Source organism: Kitasatospora sp. NPDC057738 (assembly GCF_042798815.1).
In the GTDB taxonomy this organism is placed as follows: domain Bacteria; phylum Actinomycetota; class Actinomycetes; order Streptomycetales; family Streptomycetaceae; genus Kitasatospora; species Kitasatospora lactacystinica.
Window position 1 is genome coordinate 43353 of record NZ_JBHVJT010000050.1, and the last position, 23949, is coordinate 67301.

A 23949-nucleotide genomic window follows, 5' to 3' on the forward strand; every position below is an offset into this window, starting at 1 on the left:
GGCCCCGCCCATGACGCTATGACCGTCCGGTTATCCTGTCTAAGATCAATATTGCTATGGCGTTATGACGCCTCGGGCATGGGGGCGCCGGTGGACCTGAACACGCTCGCGCAGTTCCTGGCGGTGGCGCGGCTGGAGCACCTGAGCCGGGCCGCCGAGGAACTGCGCGTCGCCCAGCCGTCGTTGAGCCGCTCCATCGCCCGGCTGGAGGCCGAGCTGGGCACCCCGCTGTTCGAGCGGGGCGGGCGGCTGCGGCTGAACGCGGCCGGGCACCTGTTCCGCGGCTACGCGGAGCGTTCGCTCGGTGAACTGGAGGCGGGCCGACGGGCGGTGGCGGAGGCCGCCGGGCAGGGACTGGGCACGGTGCGCCTGGCCTCGGAGACGTTCCTGGCCTTCAGCGGGCCGCTGGCGGCGTTCAAGCGCGGCCACCCGGGGGTGGAGATCGAGCTGCACCAGCTGTCCGCGCAGGAGGCGGCGCGGCGACTGCGGGCCCAGGACGTCGACCTCGCCGTCTTCTCCCAGCCCGTCGCCGCCGAGGGCCTGGAGTCGGTGCCGCTGCTGGACGAGGAGGTGGGGCTGGCCGTCCCGGTGGGCGACCCGCTGGCCGGCCGCACCTCGGTGGGCGTCGAGGAGCTCGCCGAACGCCCGTTCATCGCCGCCCGCCCCGGCCACTGGCAACGCCGCCTGCTGGACCGGCTGTTCGCCGCCCGCGGGCTGGTGCCGCGGATCGTCTGCGAGAGCGACGAGGCCGGCGCCATCGCCGAACTGATCAGCGCGGGCCTGGGCATCGGCCTGGTGCCCGCCGTCGCCCGGCGCACCGCCACCCGCCTGCCGCTGGTGTGGGTCGGCGTCGACAGCCCCGACTGCCGGCGCTCCCTGACCCTGTTCTGGGACGCGCGGGCCCGCCTGCCCGCCGGCGCCCGGCTGCTGCGCGAGGCGATCGCGGGCTGGGACTGGGCGGGCGGCGGCCGGACAGGGGCCGGCGGGCGGGCTGCCGGCGGCTTCTGACGGCCGGCAGGCGGACGGCGGGCTGCCGGCGGCTTCTGACAGCCGGTCCCCCGTTCGAGTGCCGCTACAGCTTCGCGGCCGAGAAGGTGTCGCACTGGGCGAAGTCGCCGCTGCGGTAGCCGGTGGTGAACCAGGCCTTGCGCTGCTCGGCGGAACCGTGCGTCCAGGCCTCCGGGTTGATCCGCCCGGTGGCCTGCTGCTGGATCCGGTCGTCGCCGACCGCCGCCGCCGCGTCCAGGCCCTGGGCGATGTCCTGGTCGGTGAGCGAGGCGATCAGCGGACGGCCGGTGGAGGGCTGCGGGGTGGTCGTCGCGTGGTGCGCCCACACCCCGGCGTAGCAGTCGGCCTGCAGCTCCAGGCGCACCGAGCCGCTGGTGGCGCCCTGGCGGTCGTTGCCGACCTTCTGCATGGCGCCGGTGAGGTTCTGGATGTGGTGGCCGTACTCGTGGGCGACGACGTAGGACTCGGCGAACGGGCCGCCCTTGGCGCCGAAGCGGGCGGACAGCTCGTTGAAGAAGCCCAGGTCGACGTAGGCCTTCTTGTCGCCGGGGCAGTAGAACGGGCCCACCGCCGAGGTCGCCGCCCCGCAGGCGGTGGAGACCTGGCCGGTGAACAGCACCGTCTCGGCGTTCTTGTACGGGACCTTGGCGGCGCGCGGCAGCTCGGTGCGCCAGAACTCCTGGAGGCTGTTGGTGACCGCCACGATCCGGCAGTCCTGGCGCTTGTTGGCGTCCGCCCCGGTCTTGCAGGCCTGCTGCGCCTCGCCGGCGGTGCGCACGCCGGAGGAGTTGGAGGAGGAGCCGGAGCCGGAGGACAGGCCCAGCAGCTGCGGGTCGACCCCGAGGACGACGGCGAACAGCACCGCGATCAGGCCCACGGCCCCGCCCCCGATGGCGATCTTCCCGCCCGGGATGCCGCGCCGGTCGTCCACCTGCGAGGTGTCGAGGTCGCCCTGGTCGTCGAACTGCATGTGCCCCTGCCTGCCCGCTTCTGTCGCGTTCCGCCCTACTGGTGACGGTCTGTACCGTCGACGGCCCGGCCCAGCCTACGGGCCCCGCCCCGGATCGCGCCGCAGCGGGTCCCGGCTGCCCCGACCGGCGGTCCCGCCCGGCGGTCCCGCCCCGGCGGCCCGGGCGCGGTCGGGCGGGCGCGGTCAGGCGGGCGCCGGGGCGCCGACGACGCGCAGCAGCTCCAGACGGGAGGCCGACTCGCCGCCCGGCGCGGCGGTGTGCACCAGCAGCAGCTGGTCCTCGCCGCCGGCGGCCAGCACCTCGCACTCCAGCTCCAGCGGCCCCACCACCGGGTGCAGCACCCGCTTGCGGCCGCTGCGCCGCCGGGCGACCTCGTGGCGCTCCCAGAATGAGGTGAACTCCTCGCCGCTGGCGAGGAGTTGCTCCAGCAGTTCGGCGGCGCGCCGGTCCCCGGGGCGGGCGGTGCGGGCGGCGCGCAGGGAGGCGACGTGGGCGCGGGCGAGGTCCTCGTGGTCCTCGGGCGGGAACAGCGCCCGGACGCCCGGTTCGGTGAACCAGCGCAGCAGCAGGTTGCGCCGCTCGGGCGCCAGGGCGGTGACGTCGCCGAAGACGGCGGTGGCCATCGGGTTCTGCGCGAGGACGTCGCCGAGGTCGGAGACGACCTGGGCGGGCGTGTCGTGCAGCCGGTCCAGGATCAGCAGCAGCCCCGGCCGCACGTGCCCGAGCGGCCCGTGCCGGCGCGGCGGCTCGTGCCCGGCGAGGCGGAACAGGTGGTCGCGCTCGTCCTCGCTCAGCCGCAGCGCCCGCGCCAGCGCCGCGAGCAGCTGCGGCGAGGGCTGCGGGCCGCGCCGCTGCTCCAGGCGCGCGTAGTAGTCCACCGACAGCCCCGCCACCTGCGCCACCTCCTCCCGGCGCAGCCCCGGTGTGCGCCGCCGGACCCCGGGCGGCAGCCCCAGGTCGGCGGGGGCGAGCCGGGCCCGGGTACGGGTGAGGAAGTCGGCCAGTGCCGCTCGGTCGATCATGCCCCCAGCATGGCCCGCCGGAGCCCGCCGCCACCAGGGACCGGCGGTCCCCCGCTCGCGGACTCCGTCACCCGTCGGCGCGCGGTGGGTGTCCGCGGCGCCGGGCCCGGAACAGGACGTGGCCGCTGTCGCCCTCGGGCACGAACTCCTCGTGGACCACGTCGAAGCCGGCGCTCACGAGCCACCCGCGGTTGGTGGCGGCGTCGGCGTGGCTCCACCACATCGCGGCCCCGCCGCCGAGCCAGTTCTCGTCGGTGCCGGTCCAGGCCCGGTGCCCGGTGGTGCTCAGGAACCAGCCTCCCGGCCGCAGCCAGTGGGCGATCCGCTCCAGCAGGGCCGGTTGTTCCTCCACCGGCACATGGATCAGGGTGTACAGGCAGACGACGGCGTCGAAGCGGCCCCGGGGAAGCTCCACGGTCGTGGCATCGGCCCGGATGAAGTCGGCGCCCGGCACGAGCTGCCGGGCCCTGCGGACCTGGACCTCGCTGATGTCGACCCCCGTCACCCGGTGGCCCGCCTCGACCAGGGACCGGGCCACGGGAACCCCGGTGCCGCACCCGATGTCCAGGACGGCCGCGGCCCCGGGGAGCCGGCCGAGCAGCTCCTCGATCCACGGTCCGTACTTCGTCCCGCTGCCGAACGCCCGCTCGTAGTGCTCCGACAGCACGTCGTACCCGCGCCGGACCACTTCCTTCGGATTCTCGTCGTCCACGCGCGCACGCTACGGCGCGCCCGCCGGGAGCGCGACCGCTTTTCACCCGGGCCCGGCCGGCCCTGCGCCCGGGGCCGTGCGAGCGCCAGGGCCGAGGGCACGCGGCCCCAGCCAGGGATCGGCGGTCCCTGGATCGGGAGGTCTCTGCCGCACCGCTCGGGGCGCGGGCAGGGTGGTGGGTGTCGAAGGTGATCAACTCTCCTGGAGGAGGCGGACGATGGCGACGATCCTGGTGACGGGCGCGACGGGTTCGGTGGGCAGCAGGCTGGTGCCGCGGCTGGTGCGGTGGGCGGAGGCGGACGGGTCCTCGGTGCGGGTGCTGGTGCGGGACGCCGCGAAGGCGCGGGCCCTGGACGGGGTGGAGGTGGTGGTCGGCGACCTGTGCGAGGAGGCGGACCGGGCGCGGGCGCTGGAGGGCGCCGAGGTGGTGCTGAACGTGGCGGCGGCGCTGCGCGGGGTGCCGGACGAGGCGGCGTGGGCGGTCAACCGGGACGCGGCCGTCGCCCTGGGGCGGGAGGCCGCGAAGGCCGGGGTGCGGCGGTTCGTCCACACCAGTACGAACCTGGTGTACGGGCGGGGGCTGGGGCGCCCCGCCGTGGAGGGCGACCGGCTCGCACCGGATCCGGCATGGGGGGTGTACGCGGCGTCCAAGGCGCAGGCCGAGGCGGGGCTGCGCGCCCTGGGGGACGAACTGCCTCTGGTGGTGGCCCGGTTGGCGTTCGTTTACGGGCAGGGCGATCCGCACCTGGCGCAGTCGCTGCACTGGGCGGCGAACTGGCCCGCGCACCAGCGCCTGGCGGTGGTGCACCACGCGGACGTGGCGCGGGCGCTGTGGCGCGCGGTGGTGACGCCCGGCATCGAGGGGCGCACGTACAACGTCGGCGACGACGCGCCGCTGACGGCCTGGGACCTGTACGCGCTCAACGGTCGGACGCACCCCGGCAGTTCACCGTCCGAGGCGGCCGAGCCGGCCGAGCCGTTCGACCCGTGGGAGGGACAGGTGTCCACGGCGGCGGCGCGCCGGGAGCTGGGCTGGCGTCCGCTGTACCCGTCGGCGTGGGCGGCGGCCGACGCCGGGGCGCTGTAGCGGACGCCGTCCGGCCCTCCCGGTACGGGGAGGGCCGGGCGACGCCGCACAGCCGGCCGGCGCCGCTCAGTCGGCCCGCGCCGCTCGGCCGGTCCGTGCCGCTCAGCCGGCCGGCGTGGGCGCGGGGGCGTAGCCGGCCGGGCGGGTGGTGAAGGTGCCGCGGCCCTGGGTGCGGCCGCGCAGGCGGCCCGCGTAGCCGAACAGTTCGGCCAGCGGCACCAGCGCGCCGACCCGGGCGGTGGCGCCGTGGCCGGGTTCGGTGGAGCGGACGTGGCCGCGGCGGGCGGCGAGGTCGCCCAGGACGGTTCCAAGGGCGTCCTCGGGCACGGTGACGCTCACTTCGGCCAGCGGTTCCAGCAGGTGCATCCGCGAGGCGCGCAGGGCCTCGCGCAGGCCGAGGCGGGCGGCGGTGCGGAAGGCGAGCTCGGAGGAGTCCTTGGGGTGGGTGGCCCCGTCGGTGAGGGTGACGGCGACGCCGGTGACCGGGTGCCCGCCGAGCGGGCCCTCGGCCAGGGCGTCGCGGCAGCCGGCCTCGACGGCCTGCACGTACTCGCGCGGCACCCGTCCGCCGGTGACGGTGGAGGTGAACGCGAACTCCCCCTCGGTGCCCGCCGGCAGGGGGTGGACGTCGAGGACGAGGTGGGCGAACTGCCCGGCGCCGCCGTCCTGTTTGGCGTGCCGGTAGGTGAAGCCGGTGACGCCCTCGGTGAGGGCCTCGCGCAGCGCGACGCGCGGGCGCCCGACGACCGCTTCGACGCCGGCGTCGCGCCGGACCTTCTCCACCGCGACCTCCAGGTGCAGTTCGCCCAGGCCGGACAGGGTGCGCTGGCCGGTCTCCGGGTCGGTGGCCACGCGCAGCGAGGGATCCTCCTCGGCCAGGCGGGCGAGGGCGGCGGCGAGCTTGTCGGTGTCGGCGGCGCGGCGGGCCTCGACGGCGACGGTGACGACCGGTTCGGCGCTCACGGGGGCCTCCAGGACGATGGGGTGGTCGGCGTCGCACAGGGTGGCGCCGACGCGGGTGTGCTTGGGGCCGACGACGGCGACGATGTCGCCGGCGCGGGCCGTGTCGGTCTCGGTGTGGCGGTCGGCCAGGACGGTGAGGATGCGGGCGACGCGCTCGCGGCGGCCGGTGGCGGTGTCGAGCACGGTGGCTCCCTTGTGGAGGGTTCCGGCGTACAGGCGCAGGTGGGTCAGGCGCCCGGTCGGGGCGGAGGTGACCTTGAACGCCAGGGCGGTCAGGGGCTGTTCGGGGTCGGGGTCGCGCTGCTGGGCGCGGTCGGCGGAGCGGGTGGGCGGGACGTCGAGCGGGGAGGGCAGGTAGGCGACGGCGGCGTCCAGGAGCGGTTCGATGCCGCGGTTGCGGTAGGCGGAGCCGCACAGCACCACGACCACCTCGCCGGTGCGGGTGAGGTCGCGCAGGGCCGCGGTGAGGGTGTCGGCGCCCAGGGTGGCGCGGGCGCAGAACTCCTCCAGGGCTTCGGGGTGCAGTTCGGCCACCGCCTCCTCCAGGGCGCGGCGGCGCTCGGCCGCCACGGCTTCGAGGCTGGCCGGGACCGGGCCTTCGTGCAGGGTGCCGTCCTCGTCCCAGGTGAGGGCGCGCTGGCCGACCAGGTCGACGACGCCGGTGAACGACTCCTCGGCGCCGATGGGCACGTGGACGGCCAGCGGGCGCGGATGCAGGCGTTCGCGGATGGCGGCGACGGCGGCGTCCAGGTCGGCGCCGGCGCGGTCGAGCTTGTTGACGAAGGCGATGCGCGGCACGCCGTGGCGTTCGGCCTGGCGCCACACCGACTCACTCTGCGGCTCGACGCCGGCGACCGCGTCGAACACCGCCACCGCGCCGTCGAGCACCCGCAGGGAGCGCTCGACCTCGTCGGCGAAGTCGACGTGGCCGGGGGTGTCGATGAGGTTGATCCGGTGCCCGGCCCAGGCGCAGCTGACGGCGGCGGCGAAGATGGTGATGCCGCGGTCGCGCTCCTGGGGGTCGAAGTCGGTGACGGTGGTGCCGTCGTGGACCTCGCCGCGCTTGTGGGTGGTGCCGGTGAGGTAGAGGATCCGCTCGGTGACGGTGGTCTTGCCGGCGTCGACGTGGGCGAGGATGCCGAGGTTGCGGACGGCCGCGATGCCGGCGGTCGCGGCGGCGGTGGTGCCGGTGGCGGTGGTGGTGCCGCGGGTGGTGCTGCGGGTGGTGGTGGTGTGGGTGCGCATGGCCCGGGTGCCTTTCGAGGCGGTTCCGCTCATGGGGTGGGCGCGCGATTCCAGCAGTGCCGACGGATCGTCGGATTCATGACCACGGAATGGGGTTACGGCCGGACAGGCCGGTGTCAGACGGTGGCGGCACTGCTCCGGTGCCGGCCGCGCAGCGGGCACCGGAAGGCCGAGGACACCAGGATCACCTCGTACCGCGACGCGGGAGAGGGGGCGGCGGCGCTCTGCTTCGGCATGGCCGCCCGCCCCCTCTCTCGTCCCGTTCGTCGTCGCGGTCGTCGCGTTGTCGCGGCGGGCCGCGCGTCGGGGCGCGGCCGCGTGGCGAGTGTAGGGAAGGCGGGCCGGCCGGTGCGACGGGTTTTACGGTGCCGGGTTTTACGGCGCCGGGTCCTACGGCGCCCGGAAGCGCAGCACCGGCTCCGACCAGCCGTCGTCGCGCACCCCGGCGTCCAGGGCGGCGCCGATGGCCCGTTCCTCGTACGCGAAGTGGGAGTCCATGATGGCGGCGAGTCCGTCGAGTTCGCGTCCGATCGCCTCCAGGTCGGCGCCGGTGGCGCCCTGGACGCCGGCGTCGGACTGCCCGGCGGCCCGGTCGGCGAGGTGGCGCACCCGGGCGAGGATGTGGGTGATGAAGCCGTGGTCCTCGACGAGTTTGCCGATGGTCGGTGCCAGGTCGGGGCGTTCGCGCAGGAGTTGGGCGAACAGGCCGGTGTCCTCGCCCTGGTGGTGGTTGGTCAGGGCGGTGCAGAAGGCCAGGCAGTGGGTGAGGAGTTCGTTGCCGTCGCCGTCGGGGCGGCGGGGCCGGCCGAGGTTGGTGCGCAGGTCGGCGAGGCGTCGGCGCAAGTCCTGGTGCGCGCGGGAGAGTTGCAGGCTGAGGGCGGCCGTACGGCCGGTGGAGGGGGAGGCCACGGGTGGCGGTCCCTTCGGTTCCGCACCTCCATGCCTGACGCAGTCCGTCACCGGCACGCGATGCTCGCGCCATCGGATCACGCGCCCCGGCCGGAAGGCAAGCGGGCGGCGGGGCCGGGCTCGGCGGCGGGTTCGGCGGCCGCGCCGGCGCGCGGGCGTCCGAGCAGGATGCCGGCGAGCACCAGCGCCAGCCCCGCGCCCTGGCGCACCCCGAAGGGGTCGCCGTCCAGCGCGGTGCCCAGCAGCACGCCGGTGAGCGGGTTGAGCAGTCCGAGCAGGCCCACCGTGCCGGCCGGCAGGTGGCGCAGCCCGGCGAACCAGCAGGTGAAGGCGAGCGCGGTGGCGACCACGGTGGTGTAGCCGAAGGCGAGCAGGGTGGGCCCGTCCGCCGGTGGGGGCGCGCCCTCGGCGACGGCGGCGAGCGGCAGCAGCACCAGGCCGCCGGCGGTCAGCTGCCAGGCGGTGGCGGTGAGCGGGTCGGCGCCCTCGCGCCAGCGGGCGGCCAGCACGTAGCCGACGGAGGAGACGAGCATCGCGGCCGCGGAGGCCGCCAGCCCGGCCCAGCCGATCCCCTCCCCCGTTCCGGCCAGTGCGAGGGCGACCCCGGCCAGGCCCACCACCGACCCCGCCAGGTGCGCGCGGCGCGGCCGCTGCCCGGCCAGCGCCCAGGCGGTGAGCAGCAGGGCCAGCGGGGAGGCGGCCATGAGGGTGGCGGCGGCGCTGGTGGGCAGCAGTTGGGAGGCGAGGTAGAGCAGGACGAAGAAGGCGGCGGTGTTGAGCAGGCCGAGCAGGGCGCTGCGCCACCACCAGGCGCCGTGCGGGCGGCGGCGGGCGAGGGCGAGCAGCAGCAGTCCGGCGGGCAGGGCGCGCAGGGCGGCGCCCCACAGGGGGCGGTCGGCGGGCAGGTGGGCGTGGGTGACCCAGTAGTTGGCGCCCCAGGCGACGGGGGCGAGGGCGGTGAGCAGCACCCAGCGTTTGGTGGCTTCCATGGAAGGCAATATAGCTTCCTGGGAAGCTACTGGCGTAGGGTGGCGTCCATGGAGCCCGACCAGCACGAGGACCGGCACGAGGAGCGGTACGAGGACCGGCACGAGGAGCGGTCCCCGGACCACGTCGCCCAGATCCAGGCCGCGTGGCGGCGCGAGCGCCCCGACCTCGACGTCTCCCCGCTGGCCGTCATCGGGCGCCTGCACCGCCTCGCCGCCCGCCTGACCGCCGAGCTGACCCTCGTCTACCAGCGCTACGGCCTGGGCGAGGGCGAGTTCGACGTGCTCGCCGCGCTGCGCCGCGCCGGCGCCCCGTACGAGCGGGCCCCGGGCGAGCTGGCCGCGCACACGATGGTGACCACCGGCGCGATGACCAAGCGGATCGACCGGCTGGAGCGCGCCGGGCTGGTCACCCGCCGCCCCGCCATGGACGACCGGCGCGGGCGCGTGGTCGCCCTCACCGACGCCGGCCGGCGCCTGTTCGACGAGGCGTTCACCGCCCACCTGCGCAACGAGCACCGCCTGCTGGCGCACCTGAGCACCGAGGAGGCCGCCGCCCTGCAGGGCCTGCTCACCGCCTGGCAGCACCGCCTGGACGGCACCGGGGACGCGGGTGGAAGCCGCACCGGTGGAAGCGGCGCCGGGGGCACCGGGGACGCGGGCCGTACGGAGCGGGGCGGTGACGGCGGACCGTGAGAAGCTGACGCATGGCCAGCGAGACTCCCCCGCCCGACGCCCCGCCGCCGCACCACCGGCACTCCTCCGCTCCCCCGCCCGGCTGGCGGAACCCGGAGGTGCGGGCCGCCCGGCGCCTGGTGGAGATGCTCCAGGAACTGCGGGTGCTCCAGACCGGCGTGCAGATCGTCTTCGCGTTCCTGCTCGGCGTCGCCTTCACCCCGCGCTTCCCCCAACTCACCGACGCCCAGCAGGACATCTACATCGTCACCCTGCTGCTGTCGGTCGTCTCCTCGGCCGTCCTGGCCACCCCCGTCGCCCTGCACCGCGGCCTGTACCGCCACCCCGGCAAGGCGCGGATCGTCGACGTCTCCGCCCGCATCGCCCAGGTGGGCCTGCTGCTGCTCGCCTGCGCGCTGACCGGCGCCGTGCTGCTGGTCCTCGACGTCGTCCTCGGCACCGTGCCGGCGGTGCCGATCACCTGCGCCATCGCGCTGGTCTTCGCCGTGCTGTGGTTCGTCCTGCCCTGGGCGGTGCGCCGCTCCGCCACCCACCACCGGGCCTGACCCGACGGCCACCGCCGCCCTCGCCACCGCCGCCCTCGCCACCGCCGTCTTCGCCACCGCCTTCGCCATCGCCGCCTTCGCCGCTGCCGCCGCCCGCAGCGGGGTTGCACGGGCGGCGGACCACGGACCGGGCCGGGGCCGGCTGCCGGGCGCCGGGGGCCGGGCCGGGAGGCGCCCGCCGGGCCGCCTCCCCCACCCCACAGAGCCCACCCGCACCCCGGACCGCTTACCGTGCCGGTATGCATACCGACGAAAGCCCGTGGGACGTCCTGCTGATCGGCGGCGCGTCCGGCCTCGGCAAGAGCCGCGCCGCCGCCCGCCTGTCCGCCCGGCACGGCGCGTTCGTGGTCGAGTTCGACGACGTCGTGGCCGCCCTCCAGGCCGCCACCACCCCCGCCGGCCACCCCGGCCTGCACCACTTCGCCACCGTGCCCGACCCCGACGCGCTGCCCGCCGACCGCGTCCTGGAGCTCCAGATCGCCACCGCCCGCGCCCTGGACGACGCGCTGCTGGGCGTCGTGCGCAACCGGCTCACCGTGGACGTGCCCGCGATCGTGGAGGGCGACTACCTCACCCCGGCCGCCGCCGCCCGCGCCGTTGCCGAGGCCGCCGGGCAGGGCCGGCGCGTGCGCGCGGTCTTCCTGCACGAGGACGACCCGCGGCGCATCGGCGCCAACTACGCCGACCGCGAGCCCGGTTCGGGCCCGCAGCCCGAGCGCGCCGCCGTCAGCGCCCGCTACAGCACCTGGCTCGCCGACCAGGCCCGCGCCCACGCGCTGCCCGTGGTCGACTGCCGCCCGTACGCCACCCTGCCCGAGCGCCTGGCCGCGGCCCTGGCGTGACCCCCGCGAGGGCGGAGGCGGCGGGACGGCGGGTGGCGTGACGGCGGATCAGGCGTCCTCGATGTCCGAGATCAGCTTGGTACTCAGGTCGCTCTGCACCGCCAGCCGGGTGTGCCCGGCGTCGGGGCCGGTACCCCAGGTCAGGGTGACGGTGGTGAACAGGTGCCCGGCGCCCGAGTCGTGGTAGAGCACCTCCCAGCGGGTGGGCACGTCCTGGGCGCGCAGCACGCCGTCGGCGTGGTTGGCCTCCTCCCAGGCCGCCAGCCGCTGACGGAAGTCCTCGGTGAGGTAGTGGGAGCGCAGCTGGTCGCCCAGGTCGTCGGTGCCGTCGGAGACGGCGTCGATGTAGGCGCCGTAGAAGTCGGCCACCCGGTCCACCGCGGAGTCCGGGCTGCCGCTGCGGACCGCGGAGCCCGCGGCGGTGTCGGCGTCGGCGTCGGTCATGACATCCCCATCCGTCAGGGCCGGGGGTGGCACGCTCCCGCCCCGGCCGGTCGGTTCGACCTGTAGACCCAACGAGCCTGCCCACCGGAGGTTGCGCCCCGGTCCGCCTCCCTCACCGGCCGGGGGCGGCGTTCGGGTCAGTCCGGTGCCTGGTGCCCGGCGTCGTACGCGGCGCGCGCCGTGAGCACCTGCGGCATGTGGCACTCGGCCCAGGCCTTGATCTGCCGCATGAGCGGCAGCAGGTCGCGCCCGAGCGCGGTGAGCGCGTAGTCGACGCGGGCCGGCACCCCGGCGGTGACGGTGCGCCCGACCAGGCCGTCGCGTTCCAGGGCGCGCAGGGTCTGGGTGAGCATCTTCTCGCTCACCCCGGCCAGGCGCCGGCGCAGGCCGCTGTAGCGCAGCGGTCCGTCGGCGAGGGCGTTGACGACGAGGCTGGCCCACTTGTCGCCGATCCGGTCGAGGAGTTGGCGGGCCGGGCACTCGGCGAGGTAGGCGTCGTAGTCGGCGGCCTCGGCGGCGCGGCGCTGGGCGGCGGTCGTGGTGGGCACCGGCCCACTCTCCTTTCCGTACGGTACGCACCTTCGGGTGCGTCCTTCCCCGTGGAGAGTAACTCTCCTTAGGTTGGGTGGGGTTGCCGATGGATGAGCCGACGGCGCGAGCCGAGGCGCGAGGGGTGTGGGTGCGATGCGTGCCGTGGTGGTGCGGGGGTTCGGTGGTCCCGAGGTGCTGGAGCTGGTGGAGGTGGCGCTGCCGCAGCCGGGCCGCGGGCAGGTGCGGGTGCGGGTGGCGGCTGCCGGGGTCAACCCGGTGGACGCGGTCACCCGTTCCGGGGTGCTCGCCGGGGCCGGGCTGATGGCGCCCCGGGCGGTGACCGGGATCGGCTGGGACGTGGCCGGGACGGTGGACGCCGTCGGCCCCGGTGTGACGCGATTCGCCCCCGGGCAGCCGGTGGTGGGCCTGCGCGACCGCCTGGACACCGACCTCGGCACCTACGCCGACCAGGTCGTCCTGGACGCGGACACCCTGGCCCCCGCCCCGGCGGGCGCCACCCTCGCGCAGGCCGCGACGCTGCCGCTGAACGGCCTCACCGCGCTGCAGGCCCTGGACCTGCTCGACCTTCCGGCCGGCTCCACCGTCCTGGTCACCGGCGCCGCGGGCGCGGTCGGCGGCTTCGCCGTCGAACTGGCCGTCCTGCGCGGCCTGCGGGTGGTCGCACTGGCCGGGGAGGGCGACGAGCCGCTGGTGCGCGGGCTGGGCGCCGAGTGGTTCGTGCCGCGCACGGCGCCCGATGCGGCCGCCGCCGTACGGGAGGCGGTGCCCGGCGGGGTCGACGGCGCGATCGACGCCGCCCTGCTGGGCGTGCGGGCGCTGGGCGCGGTGCGCGGTCGCGGCGCCTTCGTCGCGGTCGCGGCCGGCAGCGCCCCGGCGGCCCTGCGCGGCATCCGGGTCGCCAACGTGTGGATCACCGCCGACGGCCCCGCCCTCGCCCGCCTCTGCGCCCTCGCCGCCGACGGCCGCCTCACCCTGCGGGTCGCCGACACCCTCCCCCTGACCAGCGCCGCCCACGCCCACCGCCGCCTGGAGGCCGGCCACCTGCGCGGCCGACTGGTCCTCACCCCCTGAGCCGCCGCCCCCGGGGAACGGAAAGAAGGCCTGCTCCCGTTACGGGGCAGGCCTTCTTCGATGTGATCCGCGTCACGGCGGGACTGCGGCAACAGCGCTCCGCCCGGGGAGACCGTCCGGGTTGAGGGGAAGGGCTCTCGGGTTGCACTGTGGCAGCCGGCGGGGCTCCGACCAAGCCGGCCGGACGACTTCGGACACTCCCGGACGCCTTCGGACGCCCGAACGCCCTGAGCAGGCGCGATCCCGCGACTGCGCCCGCAGGTACGCGGACGGCTTCGGACGGCCCCGGACGCGCGGGCCCCGGTGCCGGCGCGGCGGTGTCCGAAGGTGTCCCGAAAGCCCGTCACATCACCTCTTCCGAAGCCGTGTTGCTTCCGGCAGCGCCCGCGGACACGAACTTGCACCGGCCTTCGCGGCCCGCGCATGATCTGACCCAGCCGCCCGCCGGGCGGCCCAGGGGACGGCAATCCCCACGTCCGGGTTGAGAGTTCAGAAAGGGATCACTGTGCTGTTCGAGTTCCGTTGCGCGGTGCGGCGCACACCGCCGCCCGCCCAGTACGCCGGGAGCCACGACCTGCGGCGCGCCGCGCCGTCCGCCGCGTTCCTCGCGGTCGCCCTGGCCGGCGTCATCGCCCTGATCGTCCTCGGGTACACCGTCGAGGCGCTGGTGACCGTCGTCGTCACCGCCGCGGTGGAGGCCTCCGGCACGGCCGCCCGGGGGCGGCGATGAGCACGCCGGATCGCACGGGGATCCCTCCCGCCCGCGCCCGGCTCGTCGCCGAGCTGCAGCACCAGCGCCTACTGGCAGGCCTGCCGTCCCTGAGCTCGATCGCCAGAGGGAGCGATCTGTCGGTCAGCGCCGTGAGCAGCATGCTCACGGGGAGGCTTCTTCCCTCGGAGCAGGCACTGAAGGCACTGCTGGACGGCATGGGCGTGAGCAGTCGCGACCAGCAGCACGCGCTGCTCCTGCGCGATGCGGCCTCGGCAGCCCGCACCTTCGCTCGGCGCGCCCCCGCCGAACCCCCCGCCGCCGAACCCCCCGCCACCGAGCCCCCCGCCGACGAGCGTCCCGCCCCCGACTGGCGCGTGCCGGTCCCGGCCGCGGGGGAACCCGACCCCGTGCTGTTCTCCACCGTGCGGGAGTTCGTCGCGGGCCTGGAGGACGTCAGGGTCTGGGCCGGCGAGCCGTCGCTGCGCCGGCTGGAGGAGCGCAGCGAGAGGCTTCACCGGCAGCGGCACACGGCGTACGGCAAGGTCCTGCGGCGCAGCACGATCTCCGACATGCTCAACGCCTCGGTGCTTCCGCAGATGGAGAAGGTGCGGCACTACCTGCAGATCTGCGGGGTGCGGGACATCGACGCGTGGGTGTACACGTGGCGGCGGATCCGGACGATCGAGAAGGCCGCCGTGCGCCGGGCGGCCTGACCCTCACGGCCGCGGAGTGGGAAGTCGAGCCCGCCGACTTCCCACTCCGGCTTCCTACTCCGGTTCCCTGCCCGCGGTGGAGGCCGGCTTGGTGTGGAGGACTTCGCGGGCCTGGTCGGCGGCGCGCACGATGCTCTCGCTGATGAAGTCGAGGAAGCGGGCGATGTTCTCCAGGCGGACGGCGGCGGGGGTGCCGGGGCCGAGGACGGTGACGCCCTGGCGGGCGGCTTCGATGACCCGGTCGTTGGCGCGGGCGCTGGCGATGACGGCCTGGTAGTAGAGCTCGTCGTCGACGATGTAGCGGTCGCGGCGGCGTTCGTCGCGTTCGCGGCGCACCAGGCTCTGGCTCTCCAGGAAGGCGATCGCCTTGGAGACGGAGGCCGGGCTGACCTGCAGGCGCTGGGCGAGTTCGGCGGCGGTGAGGCTGCCCGCGTCGGTGGTGGACAGGCAGGTGATCACCCGGGCGCCCATCCGGTTGAGGCCCGAGCCCATCAGGACGGTGGTGAGCTGTTCCTCGTAGGCGGCCACGGCCTCGCTGTCGCGCCCGTGGGGCTGCGGACCGGACTGCTGTGCGCCGGGGGTGGCGGGCCGGCGCCGCTGGGCGCGGTGCTCGGTGGCGCGGTGGGCGAGGTCGGCGCGGTAGGCGAGGGGGCCGCCGTTGCGCATCACCTCGCGGGTGACGGTGGAGGTGGGGCGTTCCAGGCGCCGGGCGATCTCGGCGTAGGGGAGGCTGTCGGCCAGCCCCAGCGCGATCTGTCGGCGTTCCTGCTGGGTGAGCCTGCCTCCGGGCATCGCGTTCTCCTCGGTGGTCGTCGCCGCACGGTTCGCGGCGTGCTTGCCGGTGGGGTCACCGGTCGGCCCCACCATAGCGTTCACCTTTCACCCATTGCAATGGTCGCAACGGTCGCCGTTGCATTCATTGACACATCCGTTGCAACAGTTTCCCGTCATTCACCTGCTGCAACGCTGTTTTGACGCAACGAACTAGTTGCCGAGATCTTGAAAGCAACGTAGCGTTTCCAACGTCGGAAACACCGACGGGGCAGGCCCGGAACCGGGCCGAGCCCGCACCCACCCCCGCATCCACCCAGGAGCGCACCATGCAGAAGTTCGACACCTCCGCCCCGATCACCGTCGTCCTGGACATCCCCGGCGGGCGCGTCCGGTTCATCGCCGCCGAGCGCGGCGACACCACCGTCGAGGTCCGGCCCGCCGAGGCCGGCAAGAACCGCGACGTCCAGGCCGCCGAGCGCACCGACGTCGCCTTCGCCGACGGCGTCCTGCGGATCACCACCGCCGCGGCCGGGAACCAGTTCCTGGGCCCCACCGGCTCCCTGGAGGTCACCGTCCAGCTGCCGGCCGGCTCCGCCGTCCGGGGCAGGGCCGCCGCCGCCGAACTGCGCGTCGTCGGCCGCCTCGGCGACGTCGCCTTCGACGGCGCGTACCGCACCACCAAGGTCGACGAGGCCGCGAGCCTGGACCTGACCGCCGTCGACGGCGACGTCGAGGTCGGCCGGCTCACCGGGCCCGCCCGGATCGCCACCACCCGCGGCGACATCCGGATCACCGAGGCCCGGCGCGGCACCGTCGAGCTGACCACCCAGGCCGGGAGCATCACCGTCGGCGCCGCCGCCGGCGTCCCGGCCGCCCTGGACGCCGGCACCGGCCACGGCCGCATCGCCAACGCCCTGCGCAACGACGGCACCACCGTGCTCGACATCCGCGCCACCACCTCCCACGGCGACATCACCGCCCGCAGCCTCTGACCCCGGCCCCGCCCGGGCCGACACCATCCAGTTCCAGGGGGACACCATGACCGGCAACGCGACACCCACCACCCGTCCGAGCGCGTGGACCGGCATGCTGCCGGTCGACGACACCGCCCTCGCCGTCACCGACACCGGCGGCCCGGGCCTGCCCGTGCTCTACCTCAACGGCCAGTTCGCCACCCAGGGCCACTGGCGCCGCGTCATCACCGAACTCGGCCCGCGGTTCCGGCACATCACCTACGACGAGCGGGCCCGCGGCCGCAGGTCGAAGCGCTCCGCGGACTACTCCTTCGAGGCCGCCGTCCGGGACATCGACGCCGTCCTCACCGCCCGCGGCGTCGAGCGGGCCCTGCTGGTGGGCTGGTCCTACGGGGCGTTCCTCGGCGCGCACCAGGCCTCGCGCAACCCGCGGCGCACCATCGGCGCCGTCCTGGTCGACGGCGCGCAGCCCTACGACTGGCTCACCGAGGAGATGGAGCAGCGCATCCGCAGGCAGTTCCGGCAGTGGGCGCCGCTCATGGCGCTGATGCGCCCCACCGGCCTGACCCCGCGGATGACCCACCGGCAGATGTCCGACTGCAACATCGAACTCGGCAGGATCGGCAGCGCCGGCGCACTGGGCCCGGTGCTGGACGCCGTCACCGTCCCGACCCGGTACGTGGTCGCCTCGGGGGTGTCCCTGGGCAGCAAGGGCGAGGAGCAGGAGATCATCCGCGCGGCCCTGCCCGCGGTGACCGAGCGCAACCGGCACATAGAGATCAGCGCGAAGGTCCCCAGCAACCACGGCGCGATCCTGAAGAAGGACTTCCGCGCCATCGCCGACGCCGTCCGCGAGGTCGCCGCCCTGGACCGCCCCGCCTCCGGCCGCTGACGGCCCCCGCACCCGCACCGGCCGCCACCGGCACAGGCACCTGCCGCCACCTGCCGCCACCGGGCACCGCCGGGCGGCCCGCCGGAACGGCGGCCCTGCACGCCGCGGCTCAGCGCGGAAGCGAGGACTCCTCACCGACGGCGGCCAGCAGCTCGAACGGGAACTCCGGATCGGCCTGGCCGACGGCCAGCGCGAGCCAACGGCCGCCGGACGGCAGCCACCACACGCGCATGGTGCCGGCGACGTTGCACAGGAAGCCCAGCGGCTCCGGAGCCGCCGATTCGGGATCCGGGTCGTCGAACCCGAGATACGGCCACAGTTCGACCGTCGCCGGATCTCCCCAGCGGTCGGCCAGAACGGCCGTCAGCGCGTGGAGATCGGCTTCCAGCTCCCGTTCGGCCGCCTCGACGATCTCTTCGCTGCGGTCCTCCCAGAAGTCCCGGCTCTCCCCGAGCACTGCCACATGGTGTCCGGGCCCACCCCATCGACGGTCCGTCCCCGGCCGGACCTCCCGCTCGGGAAACGGGAGGATGCTCAGCTCGTCGACGATCGAGAGCTGGGCGGCGGCGAATCCCCTCGATCGGTGCCGGCTCGACATGGGCGGAGCCTATCCACCTCGCCCCCCGCCGTGCCACGGCGGCGGGCGAGGCGCCGTACCGCCGGGCGTTCGACCAGGGTGTGGACGAGGGCCCCGGCGGCCAGGGTCGCGGCGAACGCGGCGAGCGTCAGCAGGACCGCGATCGGGGTCGGGTAGGTGCGGTCGCCGAGGACGAGGGGGCGGCCGTGGAAGAGGACGACGCCCTGGCAGAGGTAGAAGCCGAAGGAGACGCCGCCCAGCCACTGGGCCAGGCGGCGCGGCGCGGGGCGCGGGCCGCCGCGGTGCAGGTCGCGGTGGGCGGCGGCGCAGATGACCAGGGCGATCGGCAGGGCCATCGGCAGGACGAAGTCGTAGGGCGAGGGGACGGCGAGGGTGAGCGCGTAGGCGGGCGCGACCAGGAGGGCGGCGGGGGCGAGGGGGATGCGCGGGGCGAGACCGGCGGCGACGGCCCGGGCCAGCAGCATGCCCAGGACGAACTCCGGCAGCCGGGCCGGCGGGAAGAGGTAGCCGAACCACAACTGGTCGAGCGACACCGGGAGTTGGGGGATGCGGGGGTAGGACGGCAGCAGGGCGGCGTCGGCTCCCGCGACGGCCGCGGCCACCAGCAGGACGGCGGCCAGGGCCGGGCGCAGGGCGCGATCGGGCAGACACCGTACGGCGCGGTGCAGGAGCGGGAACAGCAGGTAGAACAGGACCTCGCAGCACAGCGACCAACTGGGCATGTTCATACCCGAGTTGATGTTCGGGTCGGGCGAGTAGGCGTGCACGAGCAGGAGGTTGGGCAGCCAGACCCGCACCGGGCAGGCCCAGGCGAACAGGAGGGCGGCGGCGGCCCACATCGCCAGGTGGCTGGGGTAGATCCGGGCCAGGCGCCGGCGCCAGAACGCGGCGGGGCGCTCGCCGTCCCGCGCGGACCAGGTCAGGACGAAGCCGCTGAGGACGAAGAAGAACGAGACCCCGGCGTAGCCGGCCTTGGAGGTGATGTGGGCGAGGGCGGCGGCGAGGCGGGGGTCGGCAAAGAAGCCGAGCGGGGCCCGCGGGCGCAGCGGGTCGGTGATGAGGAAGGCGTGGAAGAGGAAGACGGCGAGGGCGGCGGCGAAGCGCAGGGCGGTGAGGGTGGGCAGGCGGTGCGGGGGTGGCGGTTCTCCGACGAGCAGAGCATCACTTCGTGCACTCATAACATGACCTTAGGTGACTGTGCGTCAAGTCGGGTCACTGACGGTGTCGCCCGGACGGTGTAAAGCGGGGCGGAACACGCGGGCGGGATGCGCTGGTGGCGAGCGGGGGGCGGGATGCGCTGGTGGCGAGCCGGGGCGGGACGCGGGGGGCGGCGAGCCGGGTGGAAATGGCGGTGCGGGTCGCGCGCCCGCTGGGCACACTGGTTCGATGATCACCGACCACTGGCCCCTGCGGGGGCTGCGCGTGACCTCGCCCCGCCTGGAGCTGCGCCTGCCCACCGAGGACGAACTCGCCGAGGTGGCGGACGTCGCCGCGCGCGGCGTCCACCTGCCCCAGGACCGTCCGTTCCTGACGCCGTGGGGCGAGCTGCCCCCGGCCGAACGCGCCCGGCACGTGATGCAGTCGCACTGGGCACGGCTGGGCCGCTGGAGCGCGCAGCACTGGGCGCTGGACCTGGTCGCCTTCCACGAGGGGCGCCCGGTGGGGATCCAGGACATGCGCGCCAAGGAGTTCGGCGTGCGGCGCGAGATCGTCTCCGGTTCCTGGCTCGGCCTGGAGCACCAGGGCAAGGGCCTGGGCACCGAGATGCGGGCCGCGATGCTCCACCTGGCCTTCGCGGAGCTGGGCGCGCGCTCGGCGACCTCGCTCTCCTTCACCGACAACCACTCCTCCCTGGCCGTCTCGCGCAAGCTCGGCTACCGCGGCGACGGCATCGACCGCGACGTCCTGGACGGGCGGGTGGTGGTCTCCGAACGCCTGCGCCTGAGCCCCGAGGCCTGGGCCGAACACGCCCGCACCCCGGTCACCGTCACCGGCCTGAGCGCCGACTGCCGCACCATGTTCGGCCTCACCGACTGACCCCACCAGCGAACGGCCGGTAGCCAACACGCCCCGGGGAGTGGGAAGTCGGCCCCATCGACTTCCCACTCCCCCGCAACAACCGCACGCAGCACGGGCCCGGATGGTGAACGAGCTTCGGACCCCCCCGAGCCCCATCTCCCCGCGCGAGAAGTCGGCCCCACCGACTTCCCGCGCGCTCACCCCTCCCCGCCAGCGAACAGCCTGCGGCCAACACGGCCCGGGGAGTGGGAAGTCGACCCCGCCGACTTCCCACTCCCCCACAACCCGCGACAGCCGCGGGAGACGCGGGCCTGCCAGCGAGCACCGGGCAGCTCGGCACTGGGAATCGCCATCCGCCCACGGCCCAAGCGGCGAACGAGGGCATCAGGTCCCAACCCGGCCTCAACACCGGAAGTCGGCCCGGCCGACGGGCAGAGCCGGCGCGCGGCACGGGCCGAAGGGAAAGCCCCAGGGGAGACAGGCCGACCAGCGGCAATCGGGCAGCTCGGCCAGGGAATCGCCAGCAGCCCAAGGCCAGGCGCCCGACGAGAGCTTCGAGTTCAAGCCCTTCCTCGACGGCGGAAGTCGGCCCCGTCGACTTCCGATGCGCTCACGCCTCCCCATCAGCGAGCAGCCTGCGGCCAACGCGGCCCGGGGAGTGGGAAGTCGACCCCGCCGACTTCCCACTCCCCCACAACCCGCGACAGCCGCGGGAGGCGCGGGCCTGCTGACGAGGGCCGGACTGGTCGGCACGGGAATCGCCGTCAGCCGGGGCCCAGGTCGCGGACGAGGGATTCGGCTCCGCTCCATGCCTCGACGCCGGAAGTCGGCCGGGCCGACTTCCGGCGCTCGGCGAACGGTCCCCGCAGTTGGGGTACCGCGTGGCGTTGCGGCCCCGCACGTGGGAAGTCGGCCCCGCCAGCGGGGCGGCTCAGCCGGCGATTCCCGGAAAACGGGCCGGGCAGTGGGAAGTCGGCCCCGCCGACTTTCCGTGCGAGGCAGTGGCCGTGCCAGATGCACAGGCAGCGGACCGACCGGCGAACGGCCCGTGAGCGGCCAACGGCCAACACGCCCCGAGGAGCGGGAAGTCGGCCCGGCCGACTTCCCGCGCGCTCGCCCGGCACCGCCGACGAGCACCGGCACCGGGGCCGGGCCTGGGCCACCAGCCCCGCCCCACCTCCCGCACGCGCCAAAAGTCGACCCCGCCGACTTTCCGTGCGCTCGCCCGACCCCGCTTCTCCTCCTGCGTGCGCCAGAAGTCGGCCCGGCCGACTTTCTGTGTGCGGGGGCGGCCCGGCTCAGGGGTGGAGGGCGGCGGGCAGGGCGGTGAGGGTGTGCAGGACGTGGATGCCGTCGTCGGCCGGGTCGGTGCGGGTGGCGGTGCGGTCGAGCCAGAAGGGGTGCAGGCCGGCGTTGCGGGCGCCGAGGGCGTCGAGGTCGTAGTTGTCGCCGACGTAGGCGACTTCGTGCGGGGGCAGGCCGAGGCGGGCGCAGCCGGTCCAGAAGATGGCGGGGTCGGGTTTGGCCTCGCCGGGCCGGTCGGAGCCGACGAGGGCGGTGTCGTCGAAGTGGTGCAGCAGCCCGGTGGCGTGGAGTTTGGGGCGTTGCTGGTCGATCGGGGCGTTGGAGACGACCCCGAGGCGGTGGGTGGGGGCGAGGGCGGCGAGGGTGGGGGCGGCGTCGGGGAAGGCGGTCCAGGCGGCGTTGCGGTGGGCGGTGTAGCCGGCGAACCAGGCGGCGGCGGTCTCGTCGGGCATGGTGGTGGTGTCCTCGCCGAGGCGGGCGAGGAACTGGCGGGCGCGTTCGCGCTGTTGTCCGGCGAAGGTCAGTTCGCCGGCCAGGAAGCGGGCGTACTGCTCCTGCATGACCTCGCGCCACAGCGTCACGGCGCTCTGCGGGTCGGGGACGCGGTGCAGCAGGTCGAGGTGGTGCAGGTGGGCGAGGATGCCTGCCTGTTCCGAGCCCGAGTAGTCGAACAGGGTGTCGTCGACGTCGAAGATCACGCCTCTGATCGGCACGGTCCGTCCTTCCGCTGGTTCCGTCCGGGTCCGCCCGGTCACGTACGGACCCTATGCGGTCCGCGGTGCCCCGTCGCCGCCCCCGTCCGCCCCGTCCCCGCGGTCCGCCCCGTCGGCCAGGCGGTGGCGGGCGGCGGCCAGGAACTCCTCGGACAGTGCGGTGTCGTCGCTGGCGCGGGCGAGCAGCAGCGCTCCGACCATGGTGGACAGGTCGGCAAGGGTCTCCTGCCGTCCGGCGCCTTCGGGCAGTGCGGCCAGGGCGTCGACGAGTTCGCGCAGTCCGGCGGTGTAGGCGGTGCGCAGGGGGGAGCCGGGTTCGGTGCGGGCGGCGTCGGCGGCCAGTGCGGCGGCGGCGCAGCCGTGGCCGGGGTGGTCGCGGTGGGGTTCGGACAGGTAGCGGTCGAGGAACTCGGCGCGGGGGGTGCGGTCGTCGCCGGGCCGGTCGGCGGGCTGGTTGGCGGGCTGGTCGGCGAGTCGTTCCATGGCTTCGCGGCGTTCGGTGAAGGCGGCGGCGAGGGCTTGGGCGAGGAGGTCGTCCTTGGAGGCGAAGTGCCGGTAGAAGCCGCCGTGGGTGAGTCCGGCGGCGGCCATCGCCTCGGGGACGCTGACCTGGTCGGGGCCCTTCTCCCGGATCAGGCGGGCGGTGTGGTCGATGACGCGGCGGCGGCTGCGTTCGGCCTCGGCGCGTGAGACGCGGGGCATGCCGCGGCTCCCTTCCTCGTGTCGGACGGCGGTGGTGTTCCCGGGCGGTGCTCCGGGCGGTGCTCCCGGGCGGTGCTCCCGGGTGGTGTTCCCGGGGTCCACTTTCCCATCCCGTTTAGATGATGGTAATAATCTAAACGCTGCGGCGCCGCCAGTCACGGCCGGTGCCGCCCCGAGAGCGAGGAGATGCGCATGACCGTGATCGAAGGCTCCACCGTCCTGGTGACCGGGGGCCTGCGCGGCCTGGGCCGGGCGTTCGTCTCGGAGCTGCTGGCGCGCGGCGCGGGGAAGGTCTACGCCACCGCCCGCACCCCCGCCCCCGGCGCCGGCGGCGACCCGCGGGTGGAGGTCCTCGCCCTGGACGTGACCGACGACGCCTCGGTGGCCGCCGCGGCCGCCACCGCCGACGACGTCGACATCGTCTTCAACAACGCCGGCGTCCTGTACCCGGGGCCGCTGCTGACCGGTGACCTGGAGGAGGTCCGGGCCACCTTCGAGACCAACGTCCTCGGCCCGCTGCGCGTCGCCCGGGCGTTCGCGCCGGTGCTGGCCGCGCGCGGCGGCGGCGCGATGGTGGACATCCACTCGCTGCTGTCCTGGGGCGCGGGCGCCGGGGCCTACGGGGCGTCCAAGGCGGCACTGTGGTCGCTGACCAACTCCCTGCGTCTGGAGCTCGCCGCCCAGCACACCCAGGTCCTCGGCGTGCACCTGGGCTTCGCGGACACCGACATGGTCGCGGCCCTCCCGGTCGAGAAGGTCCCGCCGGCCGAGGTCGCCCGGATCGTGCTGGACGCCCTGGCGCGCGGCGAGAGCGAGGTCCTCGTCGACGACGCCACCCGGGCCGTCAAGGCCGCCCTGTCCGGGCCGGTGGAGGGCCTCACCGTGCGCATCGGCCGCTGACCCCCGCGCCGGGACCGGCGCACCGGGGCCGGCACGCACCGACGCGCACCGACACCAGCACGCACCGACACCGACACCGACACCGAGGAGCACACCCCATGCCGCTGTGGCACGTCTACCACCCTCCCGGCACCTACACCCCCGAGCAGAAGCGTCGACTGGCCGGCGACGTCACGGGGTTCTACACCCGTATCGGGCTGCCGAGGTTCTACGTCATGACCCTCTTCCACGAGATCGCCGCCGACTCCTTCCACGTCGGCGGCGAACCGGCCGACAGCGCGGTGCGCATCGTGGTCGAGCACATCGCCCGCCACAACGCGGACCCGCAGGCGCGCCGGCACACCCGTGAGAGCCTCGCCGCCCTCCTCGCGCCCCACACCGCCGAGCGCGGCCTGTACTGCGAGTTCCACATCGACGAGACGCCCCAGGACCTGTGGATGACGGACGGCATCGCCCCGCCCCCGCCCCGCAGCGAGGCCGAACGCGCGTGGGCCCGCGAGAACCGGCCCCTGCCCTACTGACCCCGCCGCACCTCACCGCCCTCACCGCCACGGGAGGCGGTACGGCGGAGCGGGAGGCCCACCGGCACGGGCC

The 23949-nt window shown here is 75.2% G+C and carries 26 protein-coding genes; 13 read left to right on the forward strand and 13 right to left on the reverse strand.

The genetic code is table 11. The features are described 5' to 3' along the window. Positions 1-18 precede the first annotated feature (18 nt). Entirely contained in the window at positions 19-1008 is a 990-nt protein-coding gene (locus ACFVGO_RS25520; RefSeq protein ID WP_380634257.1) for a LysR family transcriptional regulator, read from the forward strand. Between the two features lie 64 nt (positions 1009-1072). On the opposite strand, the gene ACFVGO_RS25525 is transcribed toward ACFVGO_RS25520, so the two are convergent. The 3 genes from ACFVGO_RS25525 to ACFVGO_RS25535 all read right to left on the reverse strand — a co-directional run bounded on the left by ACFVGO_RS25525 (position 1073) and on the right by ACFVGO_RS25535 (position 3713). Further along, positions 1073-1978: a neutral zinc metallopeptidase gene (locus ACFVGO_RS25525; RefSeq protein ID WP_359906435.1), complete on the reverse strand. Its 906-nt coding sequence runs from the start codon at positions 1976-1978 to the stop codon at positions 1073-1075. Between the two features lie 183 nt (positions 1979-2161). Next, entirely contained in the window at positions 2162-2998 is an 837-nt protein-coding gene (locus ACFVGO_RS25530) for a helix-turn-helix transcriptional regulator (protein ID WP_380634295.1), read from the reverse strand. Between the two features lie 70 nt (positions 2999-3068). Further along, positions 3069-3713: a class I SAM-dependent methyltransferase gene (locus ACFVGO_RS25535; protein ID WP_380634259.1), complete on the reverse strand. Its 645-nt coding sequence runs from the start codon at positions 3711-3713 to the stop codon at positions 3069-3071. 217 nt (positions 3714-3930) lie between these two features. Here ACFVGO_RS25535 and ACFVGO_RS25540 point away from each other — a divergent pair, with 217 nt between their 5' ends. Next, positions 3931-4800, forward strand: coding sequence for an NAD(P)-dependent oxidoreductase (locus tag ACFVGO_RS25540; protein WP_359906429.1), 870 nt, complete (start codon positions 3931-3933; stop codon positions 4798-4800). 102 nt (positions 4801-4902) lie between these two features. Here the strand turns inward: ACFVGO_RS25540 and fusA are convergent, their stop codons facing one another. The 3 genes from fusA to ACFVGO_RS25555 all read right to left on the reverse strand — a co-directional run bounded on the left by fusA (position 4903) and on the right by ACFVGO_RS25555 (position 8906). After that, positions 4903-7008, reverse strand: coding sequence for an elongation factor G (fusA, locus tag ACFVGO_RS25545; RefSeq protein ID WP_380634261.1), 2106 nt, complete (start codon positions 7006-7008; stop codon positions 4903-4905). Between the two features lie 390 nt (positions 7009-7398). Beyond that, entirely contained in the window at positions 7399-7917 is a 519-nt protein-coding gene (locus ACFVGO_RS25550) for a hemerythrin domain-containing protein (protein WP_380634263.1), read from the reverse strand. Positions 7918-7994: 77 nt separating this feature from the next. Further along, positions 7995-8906: a DMT family transporter gene (locus tag ACFVGO_RS25555; protein ID WP_380634265.1), complete on the reverse strand. Its 912-nt coding sequence runs from the start codon at positions 8904-8906 to the stop codon at positions 7995-7997. 48 nt (positions 8907-8954) lie between these two features. On the opposite strand from ACFVGO_RS25555, the gene ACFVGO_RS25560 reads away from it, so the two are divergent. The 3 genes from ACFVGO_RS25560 (at position 8955) to ACFVGO_RS25570 (ending at position 10986) form a co-directional block, all read left to right on the forward strand. Further along, positions 8955-9599: a MarR family winged helix-turn-helix transcriptional regulator gene (locus ACFVGO_RS25560; RefSeq protein ID WP_380634267.1), complete on the forward strand. Its 645-nt coding sequence runs from the start codon at positions 8955-8957 to the stop codon at positions 9597-9599. Positions 9600-9610: 11 nt separating this feature from the next. Continuing rightward, positions 9611-10144, forward strand: a complete 534-nt coding sequence (locus tag ACFVGO_RS25565; protein ID WP_359906414.1) for a DUF6328 family protein — start codon at positions 9611-9613, stop codon at positions 10142-10144. A 239-nt stretch (positions 10145-10383) separates the two neighbouring features. Beyond that, positions 10384-10986, forward strand: coding sequence for an AAA family ATPase (locus ACFVGO_RS25570; protein WP_380351807.1), 603 nt, complete (start codon positions 10384-10386; stop codon positions 10984-10986). Positions 10987-11034: 48 nt separating this feature from the next. Here the strand turns inward: ACFVGO_RS25570 and ACFVGO_RS25575 are convergent, their stop codons facing one another. Together ACFVGO_RS25575 and ACFVGO_RS25580 are read right to left on the reverse strand one after the other, a co-directional pair. Continuing rightward, positions 11035-11430 carry a hypothetical protein gene (locus ACFVGO_RS25575; RefSeq protein WP_359906409.1) on the reverse strand — a complete coding sequence of 132 codons (396 nt, stop codon included), beginning with the start codon at positions 11428-11430 and terminating at the stop codon, positions 11035-11037. A gap of 137 nt (positions 11431-11567) precedes the next feature. After that, complete coding sequence (locus ACFVGO_RS25580; RefSeq protein WP_359906406.1) at positions 11568-11978, reverse strand: helix-turn-helix domain-containing protein; 411 nt, start codon at positions 11976-11978, stop codon at positions 11568-11570. Positions 11979-12114: 136 nt separating this feature from the next. Between ACFVGO_RS25580 and ACFVGO_RS25585 the strand changes: the two genes are divergently transcribed. The 3 genes from ACFVGO_RS25585 to ACFVGO_RS25595 all read left to right on the forward strand — a co-directional run bounded on the left by ACFVGO_RS25585 (position 12115) and on the right by ACFVGO_RS25595 (position 14478). Then, positions 12115-13053 carry an NADP-dependent oxidoreductase gene (locus ACFVGO_RS25585; protein WP_380634271.1) on the forward strand — a complete coding sequence of 313 codons (939 nt, stop codon included), beginning with the start codon at positions 12115-12117 and terminating at the stop codon, positions 13051-13053. 505 nt (positions 13054-13558) lie between these two features. Continuing rightward, positions 13559-13783, forward strand: a complete 225-nt coding sequence (locus tag ACFVGO_RS25590; protein ID WP_359906403.1) for a hypothetical protein — start codon at positions 13559-13561, stop codon at positions 13781-13783. Then, positions 13780-14478 (forward strand): hypothetical protein, encoded by a 699-nt coding sequence (locus ACFVGO_RS25595; RefSeq protein ID WP_380351804.1) that lies wholly within the window; start codon positions 13780-13782, stop codon positions 14476-14478. The genes ACFVGO_RS25590 and ACFVGO_RS25595 overlap by 4 nt, the downstream gene beginning before the upstream one ends. Positions 14479-14532: 54 nt before the next feature. Here the strand turns inward: ACFVGO_RS25595 and ACFVGO_RS25600 are convergent, their stop codons facing one another. Beyond that, positions 14533-15270 (reverse strand): helix-turn-helix domain-containing protein, encoded by a 738-nt coding sequence (locus tag ACFVGO_RS25600; RefSeq protein WP_380634297.1) that lies wholly within the window; start codon positions 15268-15270, stop codon positions 14533-14535. 308 nt (positions 15271-15578) lie between these two features. Between ACFVGO_RS25600 and ACFVGO_RS25605 the strand changes: the two genes are divergently transcribed. Then, entirely contained in the window at positions 15579-16244 is a 666-nt protein-coding gene (locus tag ACFVGO_RS25605; RefSeq protein ID WP_380351802.1) for a DUF4097 family beta strand repeat-containing protein, read from the forward strand. Positions 16245-16290: 46 nt separating this feature from the next. Continuing rightward, a complete protein-coding gene (locus ACFVGO_RS25610) occupies positions 16291-17118 on the forward strand; it encodes an alpha/beta fold hydrolase (RefSeq protein WP_380634274.1) in 828 nt (275 codons plus the stop codon). A 109-nt stretch (positions 17119-17227) separates the two neighbouring features. On the opposite strand, the gene ACFVGO_RS25615 is transcribed toward ACFVGO_RS25610, so the two are convergent. Both ACFVGO_RS25615 and ACFVGO_RS25620 read right to left on the reverse strand, forming a co-directional pair. Beyond that, a complete protein-coding gene (locus tag ACFVGO_RS25615) occupies positions 17228-17575 on the reverse strand; it encodes a hypothetical protein (RefSeq protein WP_359906391.1) in 348 nt (115 codons plus the stop codon). Positions 17576-17652: 77 nt separating this feature from the next. Beyond that, positions 17653-18894 (reverse strand): acyltransferase family protein, encoded by a 1242-nt coding sequence (locus tag ACFVGO_RS25620; RefSeq protein WP_380634276.1) that lies wholly within the window; start codon positions 18892-18894, stop codon positions 17653-17655. A 208-nt stretch (positions 18895-19102) separates the two neighbouring features. Here ACFVGO_RS25620 and ACFVGO_RS25625 point away from each other — a divergent pair, with 208 nt between their 5' ends. Continuing rightward, complete coding sequence (locus ACFVGO_RS25625) at positions 19103-19753, forward strand: GNAT family N-acetyltransferase (protein WP_359906385.1); 651 nt, start codon at positions 19103-19105, stop codon at positions 19751-19753. A gap of 1280 nt (positions 19754-21033) precedes the next feature. On the opposite strand, the gene ACFVGO_RS25630 is transcribed toward ACFVGO_RS25625, so the two are convergent. Continuing rightward, positions 21034-21753 (reverse strand): HAD family hydrolase, encoded by a 720-nt coding sequence (locus ACFVGO_RS25630; protein ID WP_380634279.1) that lies wholly within the window; start codon positions 21751-21753, stop codon positions 21034-21036. Between the two features lie 51 nt (positions 21754-21804). Beyond that, positions 21805-22455, reverse strand: a complete 651-nt coding sequence (locus ACFVGO_RS25635; RefSeq protein ID WP_380634282.1) for a helix-turn-helix domain-containing protein — start codon at positions 22453-22455, stop codon at positions 21805-21807. Positions 22456-22647: 192 nt separating this feature from the next. Here ACFVGO_RS25635 and ACFVGO_RS25640 point away from each other — a divergent pair, with 192 nt between their 5' ends. After that, a complete protein-coding gene (locus ACFVGO_RS25640) occupies positions 22648-23355 on the forward strand; it encodes an SDR family oxidoreductase (protein ID WP_380634285.1) in 708 nt (235 codons plus the stop codon). Between the two features lie 98 nt (positions 23356-23453). After that, positions 23454-23876: a tautomerase family protein gene (locus ACFVGO_RS25645; RefSeq protein WP_380634287.1), complete on the forward strand. Its 423-nt coding sequence runs from the start codon at positions 23454-23456 to the stop codon at positions 23874-23876. Positions 23877-23949 lie beyond the last annotated feature (73 nt).

Coding starts and splice junctions, on each gene's coding strand:
- ACFVGO_RS25520 (WP_380634257.1), top strand. CDS start 19: ATGACCGTCCGGTTATCCTGTCTAAGATCAATATTGCTATGGCGTTAT.
- ACFVGO_RS25525 (WP_359906435.1), bottom strand. CDS start 1,978: ATGCAGTTCGACGACCAGGGCGACCTCGACACCTCGCAGGTGGACGAC.
- ACFVGO_RS25540 (WP_359906429.1), top strand. CDS start 3,931: ATGGCGACGATCCTGGTGACGGGCGCGACGGGTTCGGTGGGCAGCAGG.
- fusA (WP_380634261.1), bottom strand. CDS start 7,008: ATGCGCACCCACACCACCACCACCCGCAGCACCACCCGCGGCACCACC.
- ACFVGO_RS25555 (WP_380634265.1), bottom strand. CDS start 8,906: ATGGAAGCCACCAAACGCTGGGTGCTGCTCACCGCCCTCGCCCCCGTC.
- ACFVGO_RS25560 (WP_380634267.1), top strand. CDS start 8,955: ATGGAGCCCGACCAGCACGAGGACCGGCACGAGGAGCGGTACGAGGAC.
- ACFVGO_RS25565 (WP_359906414.1), top strand. CDS start 9,611: ATGGCCAGCGAGACTCCCCCGCCCGACGCCCCGCCGCCGCACCACCGG.
- ACFVGO_RS25570 (WP_380351807.1), top strand. CDS start 10,384: ATGCATACCGACGAAAGCCCGTGGGACGTCCTGCTGATCGGCGGCGCG.
- ACFVGO_RS25575 (WP_359906409.1), bottom strand. CDS start 11,430: ATGACCGACGCCGACGCCGACACCGCCGCGGGCTCCGCGGTCCGCAGC.
- ACFVGO_RS25585 (WP_380634271.1), top strand. CDS start 12,115: ATGCGTGCCGTGGTGGTGCGGGGGTTCGGTGGTCCCGAGGTGCTGGAG.
- ACFVGO_RS25595 (WP_380351804.1), top strand. CDS start 13,780: ATGAGCACGCCGGATCGCACGGGGATCCCTCCCGCCCGCGCCCGGCTC.
- ACFVGO_RS25600 (WP_380634297.1), bottom strand. CDS start 15,270: ATGCCCGGAGGCAGGCTCACCCAGCAGGAACGCCGACAGATCGCGCTG.
- ACFVGO_RS25605 (WP_380351802.1), top strand. CDS start 15,579: ATGCAGAAGTTCGACACCTCCGCCCCGATCACCGTCGTCCTGGACATC.
- ACFVGO_RS25610 (WP_380634274.1), top strand. CDS start 16,291: ATGACCGGCAACGCGACACCCACCACCCGTCCGAGCGCGTGGACCGGC.
- ACFVGO_RS25620 (WP_380634276.1), bottom strand. CDS start 18,894: ATGAGTGCACGAAGTGATGCTCTGCTCGTCGGAGAACCGCCACCCCCG.
- ACFVGO_RS25625 (WP_359906385.1), top strand. CDS start 19,103: ATGATCACCGACCACTGGCCCCTGCGGGGGCTGCGCGTGACCTCGCCC.
- ACFVGO_RS25635 (WP_380634282.1), bottom strand. CDS start 22,455: ATGCCCCGCGTCTCACGCGCCGAGGCCGAACGCAGCCGCCGCCGCGTC.
- ACFVGO_RS25640 (WP_380634285.1), top strand. CDS start 22,648: ATGACCGTGATCGAAGGCTCCACCGTCCTGGTGACCGGGGGCCTGCGC.
- ACFVGO_RS25645 (WP_380634287.1), top strand. CDS start 23,454: ATGCCGCTGTGGCACGTCTACCACCCTCCCGGCACCTACACCCCCGAG.